General features: G+C 70.5%; 14 protein-coding genes. 8 read left to right on the top strand and 6 right to left on the bottom strand.

Features of this window, described 5'->3' with window-relative positions; all coding sequences use genetic code 11:
- Positions 1-40 precede the first annotated feature (40 nt).
- The 3 genes from tyrS to ACFY5C_RS14270 are packed head-to-tail and all read right to left on the bottom strand — an operon-like array spanning position 41 to position 4,279.
- Positions 41-1,309, bottom strand: coding sequence for a tyrosine--tRNA ligase (gene tyrS / locus ACFY5C_RS14280; protein ID WP_389444199.1), 1,269 nt, complete (start codon positions 1,307-1,309; stop codon positions 41-43).
- Between the two features lie 55 nt (positions 1,310-1,364).
- Entirely contained in the window at positions 1,365-2,759 is a 1,395-nt protein-coding gene (locus tag ACFY5C_RS14275) for a metallopeptidase TldD-related protein (RefSeq protein ID WP_389444197.1), read from the bottom strand.
- On the bottom strand, positions 2,756-4,279 hold the full coding sequence (locus ACFY5C_RS14270; RefSeq protein ID WP_389444196.1) for a TldD/PmbA family protein: 1,524 nt from the start codon (positions 4,277-4,279) through the stop codon (positions 2,756-2,758). Before ACFY5C_RS14270 ends, ACFY5C_RS14275 begins: the two co-directional genes overlap by 4 nt.
- A gap of 239 nt (positions 4,280-4,518) precedes the next feature.
- Between ACFY5C_RS14270 and fabG the strand changes: the two genes are divergently transcribed.
- The 3 genes from fabG to ACFY5C_RS14255 all read left to right on the top strand — a co-directional run bounded on the left by fabG (position 4,519) and on the right by ACFY5C_RS14255 (position 6,531).
- Positions 4,519-5,223 (top strand): 3-oxoacyl-[acyl-carrier-protein] reductase, encoded by a 705-nt coding sequence (gene fabG, locus ACFY5C_RS14265; protein WP_328428666.1) that lies wholly within the window; start codon positions 4,519-4,521, stop codon positions 5,221-5,223.
- A 5-nt stretch (positions 5,224-5,228) separates the two neighbouring features.
- Positions 5,229-6,005: an enoyl-ACP reductase FabI gene (fabI, locus tag ACFY5C_RS14260; protein ID WP_389444194.1), complete on the top strand. Its 777-nt coding sequence runs from the start codon at positions 5,229-5,231 to the stop codon at positions 6,003-6,005.
- A gap of 163 nt (positions 6,006-6,168) precedes the next feature.
- The gene (locus ACFY5C_RS14255; RefSeq protein WP_389444193.1) at positions 6,169-6,531 is read left to right on the top strand and encodes a hypothetical protein; all 363 of its coding nucleotides are present in this window, start codon (positions 6,169-6,171) and stop codon (positions 6,529-6,531) included.
- On the opposite strand, the gene ACFY5C_RS14250 is transcribed toward ACFY5C_RS14255, so the two are convergent.
- A complete protein-coding gene (locus ACFY5C_RS14250; protein WP_389444191.1) occupies positions 6,509-7,201 on the bottom strand; it encodes a FadR/GntR family transcriptional regulator in 693 nt (230 codons plus the stop codon). The genes ACFY5C_RS14255 and ACFY5C_RS14250 overlap by 23 nt on opposite strands.
- 70 nt (positions 7,202-7,271) lie before the next feature.
- Between ACFY5C_RS14250 and ACFY5C_RS14245 the strand changes: the two genes are divergently transcribed.
- From ACFY5C_RS14245 to ACFY5C_RS14230, 4 genes are all read left to right on the top strand, one after another.
- Positions 7,272-8,570 (top strand): CynX/NimT family MFS transporter, encoded by a 1,299-nt coding sequence (locus tag ACFY5C_RS14245; RefSeq protein WP_389444190.1) that lies wholly within the window; start codon positions 7,272-7,274, stop codon positions 8,568-8,570.
- Between the two features lie 49 nt (positions 8,571-8,619).
- Positions 8,620-8,736: an SGM_5486 family transporter-associated protein gene (locus ACFY5C_RS14240; protein ID WP_389444188.1), complete on the top strand. Its 117-nt coding sequence runs from the start codon at positions 8,620-8,622 to the stop codon at positions 8,734-8,736.
- Between the two features lie 195 nt (positions 8,737-8,931).
- Positions 8,932-9,138 (top strand): hypothetical protein, encoded by a 207-nt coding sequence (locus ACFY5C_RS14235; RefSeq protein ID WP_389444187.1) that lies wholly within the window; start codon positions 8,932-8,934, stop codon positions 9,136-9,138.
- Positions 9,139-9,203: 65 nt separating this feature from the next.
- Positions 9,204-9,722 carry a histidine phosphatase family protein gene (locus ACFY5C_RS14230; RefSeq protein ID WP_363034166.1) on the top strand — a complete coding sequence of 173 codons (519 nt, stop codon included), beginning with the start codon at positions 9,204-9,206 and terminating at the stop codon, positions 9,720-9,722.
- 108 nt (positions 9,723-9,830) lie between these two features.
- Here ACFY5C_RS14230 and serB read toward each other — a convergent pair whose 3' ends face one another.
- Positions 9,831-11,042, bottom strand: a complete 1,212-nt coding sequence (serB, locus tag ACFY5C_RS14225) for a phosphoserine phosphatase SerB (protein ID WP_389444186.1) — start codon at positions 11,040-11,042, stop codon at positions 9,831-9,833.
- 278 nt (positions 11,043-11,320) lie between these two features.
- Complete coding sequence (locus ACFY5C_RS14220) at positions 11,321-13,330, bottom strand: streptophobe family protein (protein WP_389444184.1); 2,010 nt, start codon at positions 13,328-13,330, stop codon at positions 11,321-11,323.
- Between the two features lie 242 nt (positions 13,331-13,572).
- On the opposite strand from ACFY5C_RS14220, the gene ACFY5C_RS14215 reads away from it, so the two are divergent.
- Positions 13,573-16,128, top strand: a complete 2,556-nt coding sequence (locus ACFY5C_RS14215) for an FHA domain-containing protein (protein WP_389444182.1) — start codon at positions 13,573-13,575, stop codon at positions 16,126-16,128.
- Positions 16,129-16,174: the final 46 nt, after the last annotated feature.

Below are 16,174 nucleotides of genomic sequence, written 5' to 3'. Positions count from 1 at the left end.
CCCTTCCAGGAGGCCGCCCCATCGCTGTGTGTACGTCCGCTCAGACCCCGGTGACCTCGACCGCCGCCAGGTTCTTCTTCCCGCGCCGCAGCACCAGCCACCGCCCGTGCAGCAGGTCCTCCTTCGCGGGGACCGCGTCCTCGCCGGCGACCTTGACGTTGTTCACGTAGGCCCCGCCCTCCTTCACGGTGCGCCGCGCGGCGGACTTGCTGGCCACCAGGCCGACCTCGGCGAAGAGGTCGACGACCGCGCCGAGCTGCTCGACCTGGATGTGCGGCACCTCGGAGAGGGCCGCGGCCAGCGTCCGGTCGTCCAGCTCCGCCAGCTCGCCCTGGCCGAAGAGGGCCTTGGACGCGGCGATCACGGCGGCCGTCTGGTCGGCGCCGTGCACCAGCGTCGTCAGCTCCTCGGCCAGCGCACGCTGCGCGGCACGGGCCTGCGGACGCTCCTCGGTCTGCTTCTCCAGCTCCTCCAGCTCCGCACGGGACTTGAAGGACAGGATGCGCATGTAGGTGGAGATGTCCCGGTCGTCCGCGTTCAGCCAGAACTGGTAGAACGCGTACGGCGTCGTCATCTCCGGGTCGAGCCAGATGGCGCCGCCCTCGGTCTTGCCGAACTTGGTGCCGTCCGCCTTGGTCATCAGCGGCGTCGCCAGAGCATGCACATTGGCGTGCGGCTCCAGCCTGTGGATCAGGTCCAGACCGGCCGTGAGGTTGCCCCACTGGTCGCTGCCGCCCTGCTGGAGCGTGCAGCCGTGCCGCCGGTACAGCTCGAGGAAGTCCATGCCCTGGAGCAGCTGGTAGCTGAACTCGGTGTAGCTGATGCCCTCCTCGGACTGGAGCCGGCGGGCGACCGAGTCCTTGGTCAGCATCTTGTTGACGCGGAAGTGCTTGCCGATGTCCCGCAGGAACTCGATGGCCGACAGGCCGGCCGTCCAGTCCAGGTTGTTCACCATCACCGCGGCGTTGTCGCCCTCGAAGGACAGGAACGGCTCGATCTGCCCACGCAGGCGGTTCACCCAGTTCGCGACCGTCTCCGGGTCGTTCAGCGTGCGCTCGGCCGTCGGGCGCGGGTCGCCGATCTGCCCCGTCGCGCCGCCGACCAGCGCCAGCGGGCGCAGCCCCGCCTGCTGGAGGCGGCGCATGGTGAGGACCTGGACCAGGTGGCCGACGTGCAGGCTGGCCGCGGTCGGGTCGAAACCGCAATAGAACGTGACGGGACCGTCCGCGAGCGCCTTGCGCAATGCGTCCTCGTCAGTGGACAGGGCGATCACGCCGCGCCACTTCAGCTCGTCGACGATGTCCGTCACGGTTCTCGTGTCTCCTTGATGATCTCGGGCAGTCGGGTGACAGCCGCCTACGAGGTTATACGCCCTGACTGACAGAGCTCATGTTGAAATCGGGGACGCGCAGCGCCGGCATCGCCGCCCTGGTGAACCAGTCACTCCACTCCCGGGGCAGGGTCTTCTCCGTACGCCCCGCCTCCGTCACCCGCCCCAGCAGACCCACCGGCGACTCGTTGAACCGGAAGTTGTTCACCTCGCCCGTCACCTCGCCGTTCTCGACGAGGTACACCCCGTCCCGGGTCAGACCGGTGAGCAGCAGCGTCGCCGGGTCGACCTCGCGGATGTACCAGAGGCAGGTCAGCAGCAGCCCGCGCTCGGTGTTCGCGACCATCTCCTCGAGCGAGCGGTCCTCGCCACCGTCCAGGATCAGGTTCTCGATGCCCGGCGCCACCGGCAGACCGGTCAGTCCCGCGCTGTGCCGGCTGGTGGTGAGGTGCTTCAGCCGGCCCTCGCTCATCCACTCGGTGGCCGCGAGCGGCAGCCCGTTGTCGAAGACGGACTGGTCGCCCCCGGAGGAGTGCGCGATCAGGAAGGGCGCGGACTCCAGGCCCGGTTCGTTCGGGTCGCTGCGCAGCGTCAGCGGCAGCTCGCTCAGCTGCTCACCGACACGCGTCTTGCCGCCGGGCTTGGAGAACACCGTCCGGCCCTCGACCGCGTCCCGCCCCGACGCCGACCACATCTGGTAGATCAGCAGGTCGGCCACGGCGGTCGGCGGCAGCAGCGTCTCGTACCGGCCCGCCGGCAGCTCCAGGCGGCGCTCGGCCCAGCCGAGGCGTACGGCCAGCTCGGCGTCCAGCGCCGTGGCGTCCACGTCCTTGAAGTCCCGCGTGGAGCGCCCCGCCCACGCCGAGCGGGTGCGGTCCGGGGACTTGGCGTTCAGCTCCAGGGTGCCGTTCGGCTGGTCGTGCCGCAGCCGCAGCCCGGTGGACGTGCCCACGTACGTGGACACCAGCTCATGGTTGGCGAAGCCGTACAGCTCCCGGTTGCCCGCACGCGCGCGTGCGAACGCCTCACCGAGCGCCGGCGCGAAGTCGGCGAACACCGTGGACGACGTCTCGGCCGGGGCGTCGGTGAAGTCCGGCGCCGTCGGTACGTCCGCCACCAGCGGCTGCGCGTCCTCGGCGGGCCCGGCGCCGCGCGCGGCGGCCTCGGCGGCCCGCACCAGCGGCTCCAGCTCGTCCACCGTCACGGCCGACCGCGACACGGACCCGGAAGCCGTGCCCTCCTTGCCGTCCACGGTCGCGATGACGGTGAGCGTCCGCCCGCGCGTGACGCCGTTCGTGGTCAGCGCGTTCCCGGCCCAGCGCAGATTGGCGGTCGACTGCTCGTCGGCGATGACGACGCACCCGTCGGCCCGGGACAGCTCCAGGGCCCGCTCGACGATCTCGTGCGGCTTGTTGGTACGGGCGCTCATCGACCGGCCTCCTGCGTGGTGTTCAGAATGTTGACGCCCTTGAAGAGGGCCGACGGGCAGCCGTGCGAGACCGCCGCGACCTGCCCCGGCTGCGCCTTGCCGCAGTTGAAGGCGCCGCCCAGGACATACGTCTGCGGACCGCCCACCGCGGCCATGGAGCCCCAGAAGTCCGTGGTCGTCGCCTGGTAGGCCACGTCCCGCAGCTGGCCGGTGATCCGACCGTTCTCGATCCTGAAGAACCGCTGCCCGGTGAACTGGAAGTTGTAGCGCTGCATGTCGATCGACCAGGACCGGTCACCGACCACGTAGATGCCCCGGTCGACGCCGCCGATCAGATCCTCCGTCGACATCCCGGCCGGATCCGGCTGCAGCGACACATTGGCCATGCGCTGCACCGGCACATGGCCGGGGGAGTCGGCGAACGCGCACCCGTTGGACCGCTCGAACCCGGTCAGCTTCGCGATCCGCCGGTCCAGCTGGTAGCCGACGAGCGTGCCGTTCTTCACCAGGTCCCAGGACTGGCCCGCGACGCCCTCGTCGTCGTATCCGATGGTCGCGAGGCCGTGTTCGGCGGTGCGGTCACCGGTGACGTTCATCAGGTCGGAGCCGTACCGGAGCTTGCCGAGCTGGTCGAAGGTGGCGAAGGAGGTGCCGGCGTAGGCGGCCTCGTAGCCGAGGGCGCGGTCCAGTTCGGTGGCGTGGCCGATGGACTCGTGGATGGTCAGCCACAGGTTGGAGGGGTCGACGACGAGGTCGTAGGGCCCCGGCTCGACGCTCGGCGCCCGCATCTTCTCGGCGAGCAGCTCGGGGATGCGCGCGAGTTCGTCGCCCCAGTCCCAGCCGGTGCCCGTCAGGTACTCCCAGCCGCGTCCCACGGGTGGCGCGATGGTGCGCATGGAGTCGAACTCGCCGGTCGACTCGTCCACCGACACGGCCGTCAGCTGCGGGTGCAGCCGGACCCGCTGCTGGGTGGTCACGGTTCCGGCGGTGTCCGCGTAGAACTTGTTCTCGTGGACGGTGAGCAGCGAGGCGTCGACGTGATTGACCCCGTCCGCCGCCAGCAGCCGCGCGCTCCAGTCCGCGAGCAGCCCCGACTTCTCCTCGTCGGGCACGGTGAACGGATCGATCTCGTACGCCGAGATCCACGTCCGGTCGGTGTGCACGGGCTCGTCGGCGAGCTCCACCCGCTCGTCCGACCCGGCGGCCTTGATCACCTGGGCGGACAGCTTCGCCATCGCGACCGCCTGCGAGGCGACCTTGGCGGCGGCGTCCAGCGTCAGGTCAACCCCGGATGCGAACCCCCAGGTGCCGCCGTGCACGACCCGCACCGCGTACCCGAGGTCGGTGGTGTCCGAGGACCCGGCGAGCTTGGCGTCCCGCAGCCGCCAGGACGCGCTGCGCACCCGCTCGAACCGGAAGTCCGCGTGCTCGGCACCCAGCGCACGCGCGCGTGCCAGCGCCGCGTCGGCCAGGGCGCGTAGCGGAAGCGCCGTGAAGGCTTCGTCGATCGTATGGGGCACGGAGGTCTCCCTGCTGTCGTGGCCTGTCGGGACCGATCATGTCGCGCGGCCGGGCCCACGGACCACACGTTTCCGGCTGGACTGCGCCACTTTCTGTAGGGACCCGACAGTGACACCCGTAAGCCACTGTCGGTGCCCGAATGTCCTCCGGCGCGAGAGGCCCGATAGGTTTTCGGGGAAGCCGCCTGCCATCCAGTGTTCGGGCGGGTGTGTCAGACCCCAATCGAAAGGGTGATCCGTTGAGCCGCTCGGTTCTCGTCACCGGAGGCAACCGGGGCATCGGCCTCGCCATCGCCCGAGCTTTCGCCGACGCCGGCGACAAGGTCGCGATCACGTACCGCTCGGGAGAGCCGCCGGCCGGCTTCCTGGCCGTCAAGTGCGACATCACCGACACCGAGCAGGTGGAGCAGGCCTACAAGGAGATCGAGGCCGAGCACGGCCCGGTCGAGGTTCTGATCGCCAACGCCGGCATCACCAAGGACCAGCTCCTGATGCGCATGTCCGAGGAGGACTTCACCTCGGTCGTCGACACCAACCTCACCGGCACCTTCCGCGTGGTCAAGCGTGCCAACCGCGGCATGCTGCGCGCCAAGAAGGGCCGTGTGGTGCTCATCTCGTCGGTCGTCGGACTGTACGGCGGTCCCGGTCAGGCCAACTACGCCGCCTCCAAGGCCGGCCTGGTCGGCTTCGCGCGCTCCCTCGCCCGTGAGCTGGGCTCGCGCAACATCACCTTCAACGTCGTCGCGCCCGGCTTCGTCGACACCGACATGACCAAGGTCCTCACCGACGAGCAGCGTGCGAACATCGTGACGCAGGTCCCGCTCGGCCGGTACGCGCAGCCGGACGAGATCGCCGCTGCGGTGCGGTTCCTCGCGTCGGACGACGCCTCGTACATCACTGGAGCCGTCATTCCCGTTGACGGCGGACTGGGAATGGGTCACTGATCACCATGGCTGGAATCCTTGAGGGCAAGAAGATCCTCATCACCGGTGTGCTGATGGAGTCCTCCATCGCCTTCCACACCGCGAAGCTGGCCCAGGAGCAGGGCGCGGAGATCATCCTCACCGCCTGGCCGCGGCCGACGCTCACCGAGCGCATCGCCAAGAAGCTCCCCCAGCCCGAGAAGGTCAAGGTCCTGGAGCTCGACGTCTCCAACGACGAGCACCTCGCCCGCCTGGAGAGCCAGGTGCGTGAGCACCTGGGCGACAAGCTCGACGGCGTCGTGCACTCCATCGGCTTCGCGCCCCAGGACGCGCTCGGCGGCAACTTCCTGAACACGCCGTTCGAGTCCGTGGCCACCGCCATGCATGTCTCCGCCTTCTCCCTGAAGTCGCTGACCATGGCGCTGCTGCCGCTGATGACCGAGGGCGGATCCGTCGTCGGCCTCACCTTCGACGCGCAGTTCGCCTGGCCGCAGTACGACTGGATGGGCCCGGCCAAGGCCGCCCTGGAGGCCACGAACCGCTACATGGCGCGTGACCTCGGCAAGCACGACATCCGCTGCAACCTGATCTCGGCCGGTCCGATCGGCTCCATGGCCGCGAAGTCCATCCCCGGCTTCGCCGAGCTGGCGTCCGTCTGGGACAACCGCTCTCCGCTGGAGTGGAAGCTGGAGGACCCGGAGCCGGCCGGCAAGGGCGTCGTCGCCCTGCTGAGCGACTGGTTCCCGAAGACCACCGGCGAGATCGTCCACGTGGACGGCGGCCTGCACGCCATCGGCGCCTGATCTCCCGTACGCCGTCGACGCCCCGTTCTCCCGCCGCGCGCGGGGGAGCGGGGCGTCACCCGTTCGGCCCATCCGGCGAGGCGGGGGAGGCCTGCGACAGCGCAGTCTGGAGTACGCGTTCATCACGCGAGCCCCTCCCCCGTACGGCCGAGGAGGTCCCGTTGTGCGCTTTTCCCGCCGCCTGGCCTCGACGACCGTTGCCGTCGCACTCGTACTGCCGATTTCGTACGAGGCGATGGCCCATGCGCACGCACGCGTGCACGCCGCGAAAGCGGAAGCGGAGCCCTGGGAGCCGTTCGGCGCGGCCTGCCGGGTCAACGTCACCGGCTCCCATGTGACCGCGTTCTGCCACAACCCCTATCCGGAGACCGACCGGGTGAGCCTGCACGTGGAGTGCGCCCGCTGGTGGGACATCGACAGCGACGGCTCCCCGGTGGACGCCGAGCCCGCGCAGACCGTGCGGCTTACCGGGCGCTGCTGGAAAGAGGTCGGTTCGGCATGGGTCAGCCACCGGCAGGAGCGCTGAAGCGCCCCGGACGGCAGTGGAAGGGATAGCCCGCGGCCTCTGTCCCGGCCGCCGACGCGTCACCCGCGTGGATCGCGTCGACCAGCCGGGCGTGGTCCAGGTACGACTCCGGCGTCAGCTCCGCACCGACGTCGTCGCGCAGCCAGTCCCGCAGGACCTCGCCCAGGTCGGCGTACATCGCGATCATCGCGTCGTTGTGGGAGGCCGCGACCACCGCCAGGTGGAAGGTCGCGTCGGCCGTCACGAACGCCTCCGTGTCGCCCGACTCCCAGGCCTCCTCGCGCCGCGTCAGCAGCGCGTCCAGCTGTTTGAGGTCCTTCTCGGTGCGCCGCTCGGCGGCCAGCTGCGCGGCGCCCGACTCCAGCGTCGAGCGCAGCTCGGCGATGTGCCGGGGGTCGGCGTCGGCGAAGCGGCGGTGCATCACGCCGGCCAGCTCGCTGGTGGCCGCCACGTAGGTGCCGGAGCCCTGGCGGATGTCCAGCAGGCCGTTGTGCGCGAGCGCGCGGACCGCCTCACGGACCGTGTTGCGGGCCACACCGAGCTGCTCGACCAGCTCGGGCTCGGTCGGGATGCGGGTGCCGACCGGCCATTCGCCCGAGGTGATCTGGTTCCGCAGCGCGGCGATGACCTGCTCGGACAGCGCCGAACGACGGGGGTTGCTCAGGGGCATGGCACACCTTCGCACGGTAGGGCCGGGGCCGGGCAGCCCAGGGGTGGACAACCAATCATCCCATGATTCTATGATGGGCCGCATGGCACGTGAGGAAAACCGGACGGCGACGTCCACGCGCATACGCACCCCGCAGGCACCCACCACGGCGGAGCCCGCCACGCGCGCGTGGACGGGCACGTGGACGGTGCGGCTGGTCGTGCTCGGCATCGTGCTGACCGCGCTGAACCTGCGCCCCGCCATCACCAGCCTCGGCGCGCTGCTCGAAGAGGTCCGCGACGGGCTCGGCATGAGCGGCAGCGTGGCCGGACTGCTCACGTCCGTGCCCCCGCTGTGCTTCGCCGTCTTCGGCGTCATGGCCCCCCGGCTCGCCCGCCGCTTCGGCCCCGGGGCGGTGGTGTGCGCGGGCATGGTCGCCATCACCGCCGGCCTGCTCCTGCGCCCGTACGTGGGCAGCACGGGCGGATTCCTGGCGGCGAGCGCCCTCGCCCTCATGGGCATCGCCGTCAGCAACGTCCTGATGCCGGTCATCGTCAAGCGCTGGTTCCCGGACCGGGTCGGCTCCATGACCGGCCTGTACTCGATGGCCCTCGCCCTGGGCACCGCGTCCGCCGCGGCGGTCACGGTGCCCATGACCGAGGCACTGGGCGGAAGTTGGCAGACCGGGCTCACGGTGTGGGCGGCGCTCGCGGCGGTGGCAGTACTGCCGTGGATTCCCTTCGTACGGGACCGGGGGGCGACGTCCGCCGCGCTGCAGAACCACACGCGCGTGCCCGCACCCGAGCTGCGGATCACCCGGAGCCGCACCGCCTGGGCCCTTGCCGTCTACTTCGGGCTCCAGGCCACCGGCGCCTACATCACGATGGGCTGGATGGCGCAGATCTTCCGGGACGCCGGTGTGCACGCCGGCACGGCGGGGCTGCTGCTCGCCCTCACCATGGTGATGGGCGTGCCCCTCGCCTTCGTCATCCCGCGCCTCGCCACCAGGCTGCCCCACCAGGGGCCGATCGTGCTCGCGCTGGGCGCCTGCGGCCTGGTCGGGTACGCCGGTCTGTACCTCGCGCCGGTCGCCGGCGCCTGGGTCTGGGCGCTGCTGCTCGGCGTCTCCAACTGCTCGTTCCCGCTGGCCCTCACCATGGTCGGCATGCGGGCCAGGACCAGTGCGGGAGTCGCCCAGCTGTCGGGCTTCGCGCAGAGCACCGGCTATCTGATCTCGATCCCCGGCCCGCTCCTGGTCGGCGTGCTCTACCAGCACAGCGGTGGCTGGGGGCTGCCGATCGCACTCATGGCCGGCCTGATGGTCCCGCAGATGGCGGTGGGTGTCCTGGCGGGACGCAACCGCACGGTCGAGGACGAGGCGGCGCGCTGAGCGCCACCCCAAAGGACCCGCCGCGGCCCAAGGGTGCGAGACTTGCCGTATGCCAGTGCTCGACCCGAACCCCCGGAACGGCCAGAAGAAGCTGCTGCTCGTCTTCGGCACGTTCTTCGCCATCTTCGTGATCATCGCCGTCATCGCGACGATCGCCTCGCCCTGACACACGCACCCTCAGAGACATCCCTCGACGCACCGCGGCCCGGCGATGGTGGGGCTAGCACCACCATCCCCTAGGGGGTGAGTGTCAGGGTCAACTGGGTGGATCACCGGATGGGTTGAGAGTCGCCGAGTCCGTACCTTCGAAGTGTGACCGCGTGAGGCGGACACGGACCACTCGAAGACTCACGGAGGCGACATGTCGGCCCGCACGCACACCCCGCCCCACCCGGCGTCCACGGGCCGTGCCGACATCCGGCTGCCCTGGTGGGCCCTCGCCCTGCCGACGCTCGCCTTCATCACGCTGCTGATGCTGATACTCGACCCGGCCGACGCGCATGCCGCGACCGCCGAGCCCGCGATCACCCAGCTCTTCGAGCGCATAATGCAGCTGATCACGCGCTGAGCACCGCCGAAGCCGCCCGTCAACTCCCTGCGCCCCGTGGCCTGTTTCATGCGAAGCTGGATCTCATGAGCGTCGCAGAATCCCGCAGGATTGTCCTCTTCCGGCATGCGAAAGCCGACTGGCCACAGGTGAACGACCACGAGCGGCCGCTCGCCGACCGGGGCCGAATGGACGCGGCTGAGGCCGGCCGCAGGCTGGCCGACACCGACATCCCCTTCGACCTGGCCCTGTGCTCCACCGCGACCCGGACCCGGGAGACCTGGAAGCTCGCCGTCCATGAGTTCCCGCACCGGCCGAAAACCGTCTACGAAGAGCGGGTGTACGAGGCTTCGCCCGGCGAACTGATTGCCGTGCTCAACGAAACGCCCGACGACGCGCAGAACGTGCTGCTGATCGGCCACAACCCGGGCGTACAGGGCCTCGCCGAGATCCTCTCCGGTTCGGCCGAGGCCGAACCGCGCGACCGGATGAGCCGCCGGGGCTTCCCGACCGCCGCCTTCGCCGTCCTGTCCTTCAGCGGCAGCTGGAAAACGCTGGAACCCGGAGTGGCCACGCTGCTGGACTATTGGGCACCCTCCGAGTGACCGACCTCGCGCGGGGGCCCGGCACCGTCGCGGCGCCGGGCCCCCGCGCACTTAGGGCCTGTCGTACACATCATGCCGGTGTCGCCCTCGGGCATCGCGCGCGGGCGGTCAGACCTCGTCGTCGTGCATGTCCGCGGCCTCGACCTCTTCGCGGGTGACGCCCAGCAGATACAGGACCGTGTCCAGGAACGGCACGTTCACCGCCGTGTGCGCGGCCTCCCGCACCACCGGCTTGGCATTGAAGGCGACGCCCAGGCCGGCCGCGTTCAGCATGTCCAGGTCATTGGCACCGTCACCGATCGCCACCGTCTGGGACAGCGGCACCCCCGCCTCGGCGGCGAACCGGCGCAGCAGCCGCGCCTTGCCCGCCCGGTCCACGATCTCGCCGGTGACCCGGCCGGTCAGCTGCCCGTCGACGATCTCCAGCGTGTTCGCTTGGGCGAAGTCCAGTCCGAGCCGCTCCTTCAGATCATCTGTGACCTGCGTGAACCCACCCGAGACGACCCCTACTTGATAGCCGAGCCGCTTCAGCGTACGGATCAGCGTGCGCGCGCCCGGCGTCAGGCGCACCTCGCTGCGCACCTTCTCCACCACCGAGGCGTCCAGCCCCTCCAGCAGAGCCACGCGCGCGTGCAGCGACTGCTCGAAGTCCAGCTCCCCGCGCATCGCGGCCGCCGTCACCTCGGCCACCTTGTCCTCGCAGCCGGCGTGCGCCGCGAAGAGCTCGATCACCTCGTCCTGGATGAGGGTCGAATCCACGTCCATGACGACCAGACGCTGTGCACGCCGGTGCAGACCCGCCGCGACGACCGCGATGTCGACACCCAGTGCCGCCGCGTGGGTCACCAGGGCGGTCCGCAGCGGCTCGGTCTCCACGCCGGACACCGCGAACTCCACCGCCGTCACGGGGTACTTGGCCAGCCGGAAGATACGGTCGATGTTGCCGCCCGACTTGGTGATCCGGGAGGCGATCGAGGCCGCCGCCTCCGCGGTCAGCGGGTGGCCGAGCACGGTCACCAGGGAGCGCCCGAGGCCACGCGGCCGGTTGTCGCCCAGGCCGGAGATGATCTCCGCCTGCATCTTCATCGAATCGGCCCAGCTGTGGACGGTCGCCCTCAGATCCCCCTCCATCCCGGCCGGCGGCTGCGTCACGAGCGCGCACAGCGTGATCCGGCCACGGGTGACGACCTGCTCGATGTCGACCACGTCGACGGAGTAGGCGGCCAGCGTGTCGAAGAGTCCGGCCGTGATTCCCGGCCTGTCCTTCCCGAAGATCTTGACGAGAAGGGTGGGGATGTCAGAGGTCTGCGAAGCGCTCATGGTGCTTCCACCGTATCCGGCACCCAGTGCCTGCCGCCCCTGAGGTCCGTCTAGCGGACACGGAACACTGGGTGGCGACGGGGTGGCGCGAGCCTTACGTTACGGCCACGGGCGCACGCTTGCCTGTGCATCACAGCGGTGTCACCTGTGGGCGGGCCGCGTCCCAAAAGGGCGCGGGGAACTGCGCGACCAGCCACAGCGGACCCCGGACCCCGGTCGGGATCAGGCAGCCGCCCCCGAGCACTCGGATCATCCCGAGACACGCCCCAGCGCACGGCTCACGAGCGCCCCTTCGGCTTCCGCGGCGGCGGGGGAGGAGGTGGCGGAGGCGGAGGGGGCGGAGGGGGCGGCCCGTCGGCCCCTCCGGACGACGCCCCGTCCCCACGCCGCCGCGGAGGCCGGGGCGACCGAGGCGGCGGCGCAATCGGCCGTACGACCGTGGGCGCCCCGTACACGTCGTCGTCACCGGCGGACGGCGGCTCACCAGTCGGCGGCTCCCCGGTCGGCGGTCCACCAGGGCTCCGCACACCGCCGCGCCCCCACCGCACATCACGCCCCGGCGCGTCACCGGCTGCCCGCGCGCCCCCGGAAGGCGGCGCCGCGTCCGGCGGCCGTGCGTCCTCCGGCTCGCGCAGCTGGTCCGGCACCCGCAGATACGGGTTCGTCCCAGGGTTGGGTGGCCGGTACGGCGTGCCGGGCGTGTAGGGCCCGGACAGGCTCGCATCCGACGAAACCCCGGCACCCTCGGCCGCCGAACTCACCGAACTCACCGAACTCACCGAACTCGCCGTACTGCCGGGTACCGCCGCTGCGACCCCACCCGGCACCGCACCCAACGCCGTGCCTCGAGCAAGCGGTGCCGCCCGCTGCCCCGCCGCCCCGGTCGCCCGGGCCATGAGGGCCCCCGAGGCGCCCGCCCCCGCGCCCCAGGCCGCCCCCAGCAGCAGCGCCACACCGAGGTTGCCCTGCAACCGCACCCCGGCGCCGAACGCGTCGAAGCCGAGCACCGACAGCGAGGCGTCCACGGACAGCTCCGTCAGCCAAGCGAGCAACGGCAGCGTCAGTGCCGTGGCGACACCGAGCCGCAGCGCACACCGCCCCGCGAAGCGGAGGGCGCCCGGATCCCGTACGTCCCCGGAGCCCGGACTCTCCAAGGCGCCCGCCACGACCGGCGTCCGCACGGCCGTCAGCACCCCCGCCAGCATCATCATCACCGCCGCCGCGACTCCCAGCAGCCACACCCGCCCGTCCAGCTCCGCCAGCCTGCCCAGCGTCACGGACTGGTCGGCGCCGCTGTTCAGAAGGTCGTCCAGGGGGTCCGGGAGCAGGCCCACCAGCGCCCCCGTCGCCCGGCCGTCGAACGGCACGAGCAGGCCGATCGGGATGCCGAGCCACACGCCGTTGGGGGCGCCGAGCAGGGCCGCGCCGGCGATCCGCTTGGGGTGGGCGTCGCCGATCGCCGCGTACGCCGCCGCCGCGAGCCCGGCTGCCACCGCCACCAGCAGCACCGTCACGAGGGCGGACACGGCGGGACGTACCACGCGGTGCACGGCCTCCCAGCCGCGCGGCAGCGGGGTGCGGCGCGAGGCCAGCAGGGCGATCAGCAGGATGCCCGCCGACCAGGCCATGCCCCCGAGCAGCGTCGGCGCCGTGTCCACCGTGAAGCCGACCGCCGCCTTCGCGTCGATGAGGTCGCCGATCTGGTCGGGCAGCAGCCCGCCGATGTCCCCGATGTCCCCCACTCCGGGGATCTCGAGACCGCCCCCGCCCCCGCCTCCGCCTCCGCCACCGCCCGGCAGGTCGTCGAGCCCCAGCGAACTCCCGTCCATCGTGATGACGTCGTGCCCGGCCCAGGCCAGCCCGCCCAGCGTCGCCACGAACAGCACGACCACGGCGCCCGCGCGCGCGAGGAGTTCGGACGGTGCGATCACAACTCCCGCGCCGCGCAAGGACCGTAGGAAGAACCACGACAGGAGCAGCGCTCCGACCAGGCTCACCCCGAGTGGCGTGATCTCGATGGCGGTCGACGCCTCCGCGCCTGTCAGCCCGAAAGCGGACACATCGCCGGACGGTGTGACAGAACCACCCGCCCCAAGGGCCACCACCGCCGCTGTCATGGGCCAGAGGGAGCCCGCGGTGTCGGCCTCCAGCAGATGCAGTCCGAGTGCCGCCGTGCCCGCCATCCCGATCAATGCCCAGCTCACGGAGGCGATCGCGGACAACAGAATGTCTCCCCACGGCAGCCTTGTGCCGTGCCTCGCGCTCTCGACGTTCGTGGATGCGCTCATGGCAGACCCCCCGATCCGCTGCGCGGCGAGGTGTTCGCCGCGCATGTCCCCCTCGCGTGGATTACCACTCTCCGGACTGATTTCAACCCCGTCAACGGAACCATTCGAGTCGCGGGAGCGTGGACCTCACAAGGCCCGACTTTCGGTCAGGGGGCGGAGCCTGAAATAGTTCCCGACGATGTTCGACATCCCTAGACTCCCTGTGTTGGGGGTAACTCGGGGGACTACTCAGTGGGGCTGGAGTGCCGGAACTCGTACTGGAATTGAATGGAAGGACCTGGACGCTCGACCCGTCCAGGCCCTACACCCTCGGACGTGATCCGCAGGGTGACATCGTGCTCGACGACGCCAGAGTGTCCTGGCGGCACGCCACGGTCAGCTGGAGCGGCCGCAGTTGGGTCATCGAGGACCACGGCAGCACCAACGGCACGTTCGTGCAGGGCCAGCGGATCCATCACCTGGAGATCGGCCCGGGCTCGGCCGTGTTCCTGGGCAACGCGACCGACGGACCGTGCCTGAACCTCTCCGGAACAGCGGCCTCCGTCGCCTCGCCGCAGGCTCAGCCACAGCAGCAGCCGTACGCCGCGCAGGGCGCGAACCCCGGCTGGGCCCAACAGGCCCCGCCGCAGCAGGTCCCGCAGCAGCAGGGGTCCCAACAGGTCCCGCAGCAGCACGCCCCGCAGGCCGGCTGGCAGCAGCCGCAGCAGGCCGCCGCCCACATCCCGCCGCAGCAGGGTCCCGGTGGTGGCGCGGGGGCGCCGCCGGTCTACGGCGACCGCAGCCCCACCACGTTCCACCAGTTCTCCGTCGGCCGCGTCATGCGCATCGGCCGCGCCCTGGAGAACGAGCTGGTCGTCTCCGACCTCCAGGTCTCCCGGTACCACGCCGAGTTCCACTCGACGCCCGACGGCCGCATGGAGATCCGTGACCTCGGCTCCCACAACGGCACCTACGTCAACGGCCAGCCGATCGCCAAGGGCGGCTCGCAGCTGCTGGGCCCGGCGGACATCGTGGGTGTCGGACACTCGACGTTCAGGATCGTCGGCGACCGCCTCGAGGAGTTCGTCGACACCGGTGAGGTCTCCTTCTCCGCACGCCACTTGACCGTCACGGTCGACGGCGGCAAGCAGATCCTCAAGGACGTCTCCTTCGGTGTCCCGGAGAAGTCCCTCGTCGCGGTCATCGGCCCGTCCGGCTCCGGCAAGTCCACCCTGCTCAAGGCGCTCACCGGCTACCGGCCCGCCAACCAGGGCGACGTCCTCTACGACAACCGGAACCTCTACAAGCAGTTCGCCGAGCTGCGTCAGCGCATCGGTCTGGTCCCGCAGGACGACATCCTGCACAAGGAGCTGACCGTCAAGAAGGCCCTCAAGTACGCGGCCAAGCTCCGCTTCCCGGCCGACACCACGGCCGCCGAGCGCGAGGCCCGTATCGACGAGGTGCTGCGCGAGCTGAAGCTGGACATCCACAAGGAGAAGAAGGTCACCTCCCTCTCCGGCGGCCAGCGCAAGCGCGTCTCGGTGGCCCTGGAGCTGCTCACCAAGCCGTCGCTGATCTTCCTGGACGAGCCCACTTCGGGCCTCGACCCGGGCATGGACCGCGACGTCATGCAGCTGCTGCGCGGCCTCGCCGACGACGGCCGTACGGTGCTCGTCGTCACGCACTCGGTGGCCGAGCTGGCGCTGTGCGACAAGCTGCTGGTGATGGCGCCCGGTGGTGCGGTCGCCTACTTCGGCCCGCCCGAGGAGGCGCTGAACTTCTTCGGCTACGACACCTGGGCCGATGTCTTCTCCGCCTTCGAGAACTACCGCGACTACGACTGGGCGGGCCGCTGGAAGGGCTCGCAGCACTACCAGATGTACGCCGCGGACATCGACGCGATTGCTCCGCAGTCCGTACAGATGCCCCCCATGCAGGCGTTGAAGCCGCCGAAGCCGCAGGGCTGGCTGTCGCAGTTCCTGACCCTGGTGCGCCGCTATGTCTCGGTCATCGCCTCCGACAAGGGCTTCCTGGCCCTGACGGTGATCCTGCCGCTCGTCCTCGGCTCGGTGAGCCTGCTCATCGACTCCGGCAAGGACCTCCTGGTCAACACGGAGATCAACCCGAACACCGGCAAGCCTGTCGCCAACGGCACGGCCCTCACCGTCCTGCTGATCCTCGCGGTGGGCGCCTGCTTCGCCGGGGCCGCCAACTCCGTCCGTGAGCTGATCAAGGAACGGGTCATCTACGAGCGGGAACGCGCGACCGGCCTGTCCCGGTCCGCGTACCTGATGTCCAAGGTGTTCGTGCTCGGCCTGATCACCATGCTCCAGGGCCTGATGGTCGGTGTCATCGGCTTCTCCAGCCGCACCATCCCGGACGAGGGCCTGATCCTCGGCAGCCAGATTCTGCTGGAGCTGTGCATTCCGATCATGGCGCTGGGCTTCACCGCGATGATGTTCGGCCTGATCATCTCGGCCCTGGTGAAGACCGCCGAGAAGACCATGCCGCTGCTGGTCATGTTCGCGATCGTCCAGGTCGTCTTCACCGGCTGCCTGTTCCCCCTGGCCAACTCCATCGGTGTCAACGAGCTCTCGTACCTGATGCCGTCGCGCTGGGCGGTGGCCGCCGCGGGTGCCACGCTCGACTTCAACCAGATCAGCCCGCCCGCCAAGGGCGACAGCAACGACCCCCTGTGGGAGCACACGGTCGGCGCCTGGACCATGGACATGCTCGCCCTGATCGTCCTCGGCGTGATCTGCGGCATCTTCGTGGCCCGCTTCCTGCGCCGCCACGAGCCCGAGGTCATGCGCAAGTAGTTGGCTCCTGTACGACCGCGAGCAGAGCTTGTCGTACCACGCCCGA

The sequence above is a fragment of the Streptomyces sp. NPDC012935 genome, from assembly GCF_042900345.1.
Classification (GTDB): Bacteria; Actinomycetota; Actinomycetes; order Streptomycetales; family Streptomycetaceae; genus Streptomyces.
This window is presented reverse-complemented; position numbering and strand designations above follow the sequence as displayed.

Bases quoted from the DNA above. Each gene is read 5' to 3' on its own strand.
- ACFY5C_RS14275 (WP_389444197.1), bottom strand. From the start codon at position 2,759: ATGAGCGCCCGTACCAACAAGCCGCACGAGATCGTCGAGCGGGCCCTG.
- fabI (WP_389444194.1), top strand. From the start codon at position 5,229: ATGGCTGGAATCCTTGAGGGCAAGAAGATCCTCATCACCGGTGTGCTG.
- ACFY5C_RS14250 (WP_389444191.1), bottom strand. From the start codon at position 7,201: ATGCCCCTGAGCAACCCCCGTCGTTCGGCGCTGTCCGAGCAGGTCATC.
- ACFY5C_RS14245 (WP_389444190.1), top strand. From the start codon at position 7,272: ATGATGGGCCGCATGGCACGTGAGGAAAACCGGACGGCGACGTCCACG.
- ACFY5C_RS14240 (WP_389444188.1), top strand. From the start codon at position 8,620: ATGCCAGTGCTCGACCCGAACCCCCGGAACGGCCAGAAGAAGCTGCTG.
- ACFY5C_RS14235 (WP_389444187.1), top strand. From the start codon at position 8,932: ATGTCGGCCCGCACGCACACCCCGCCCCACCCGGCGTCCACGGGCCGT.
- ACFY5C_RS14230 (WP_363034166.1), top strand. From the start codon at position 9,204: ATGAGCGTCGCAGAATCCCGCAGGATTGTCCTCTTCCGGCATGCGAAA.
- serB (WP_389444186.1), bottom strand. From the start codon at position 11,042: ATGAGCGCTTCGCAGACCTCTGACATCCCCACCCTTCTCGTCAAGATC.
- ACFY5C_RS14220 (WP_389444184.1), bottom strand. From the start codon at position 13,330: ATGAGCGCATCCACGAACGTCGAGAGCGCGAGGCACGGCACAAGGCTG.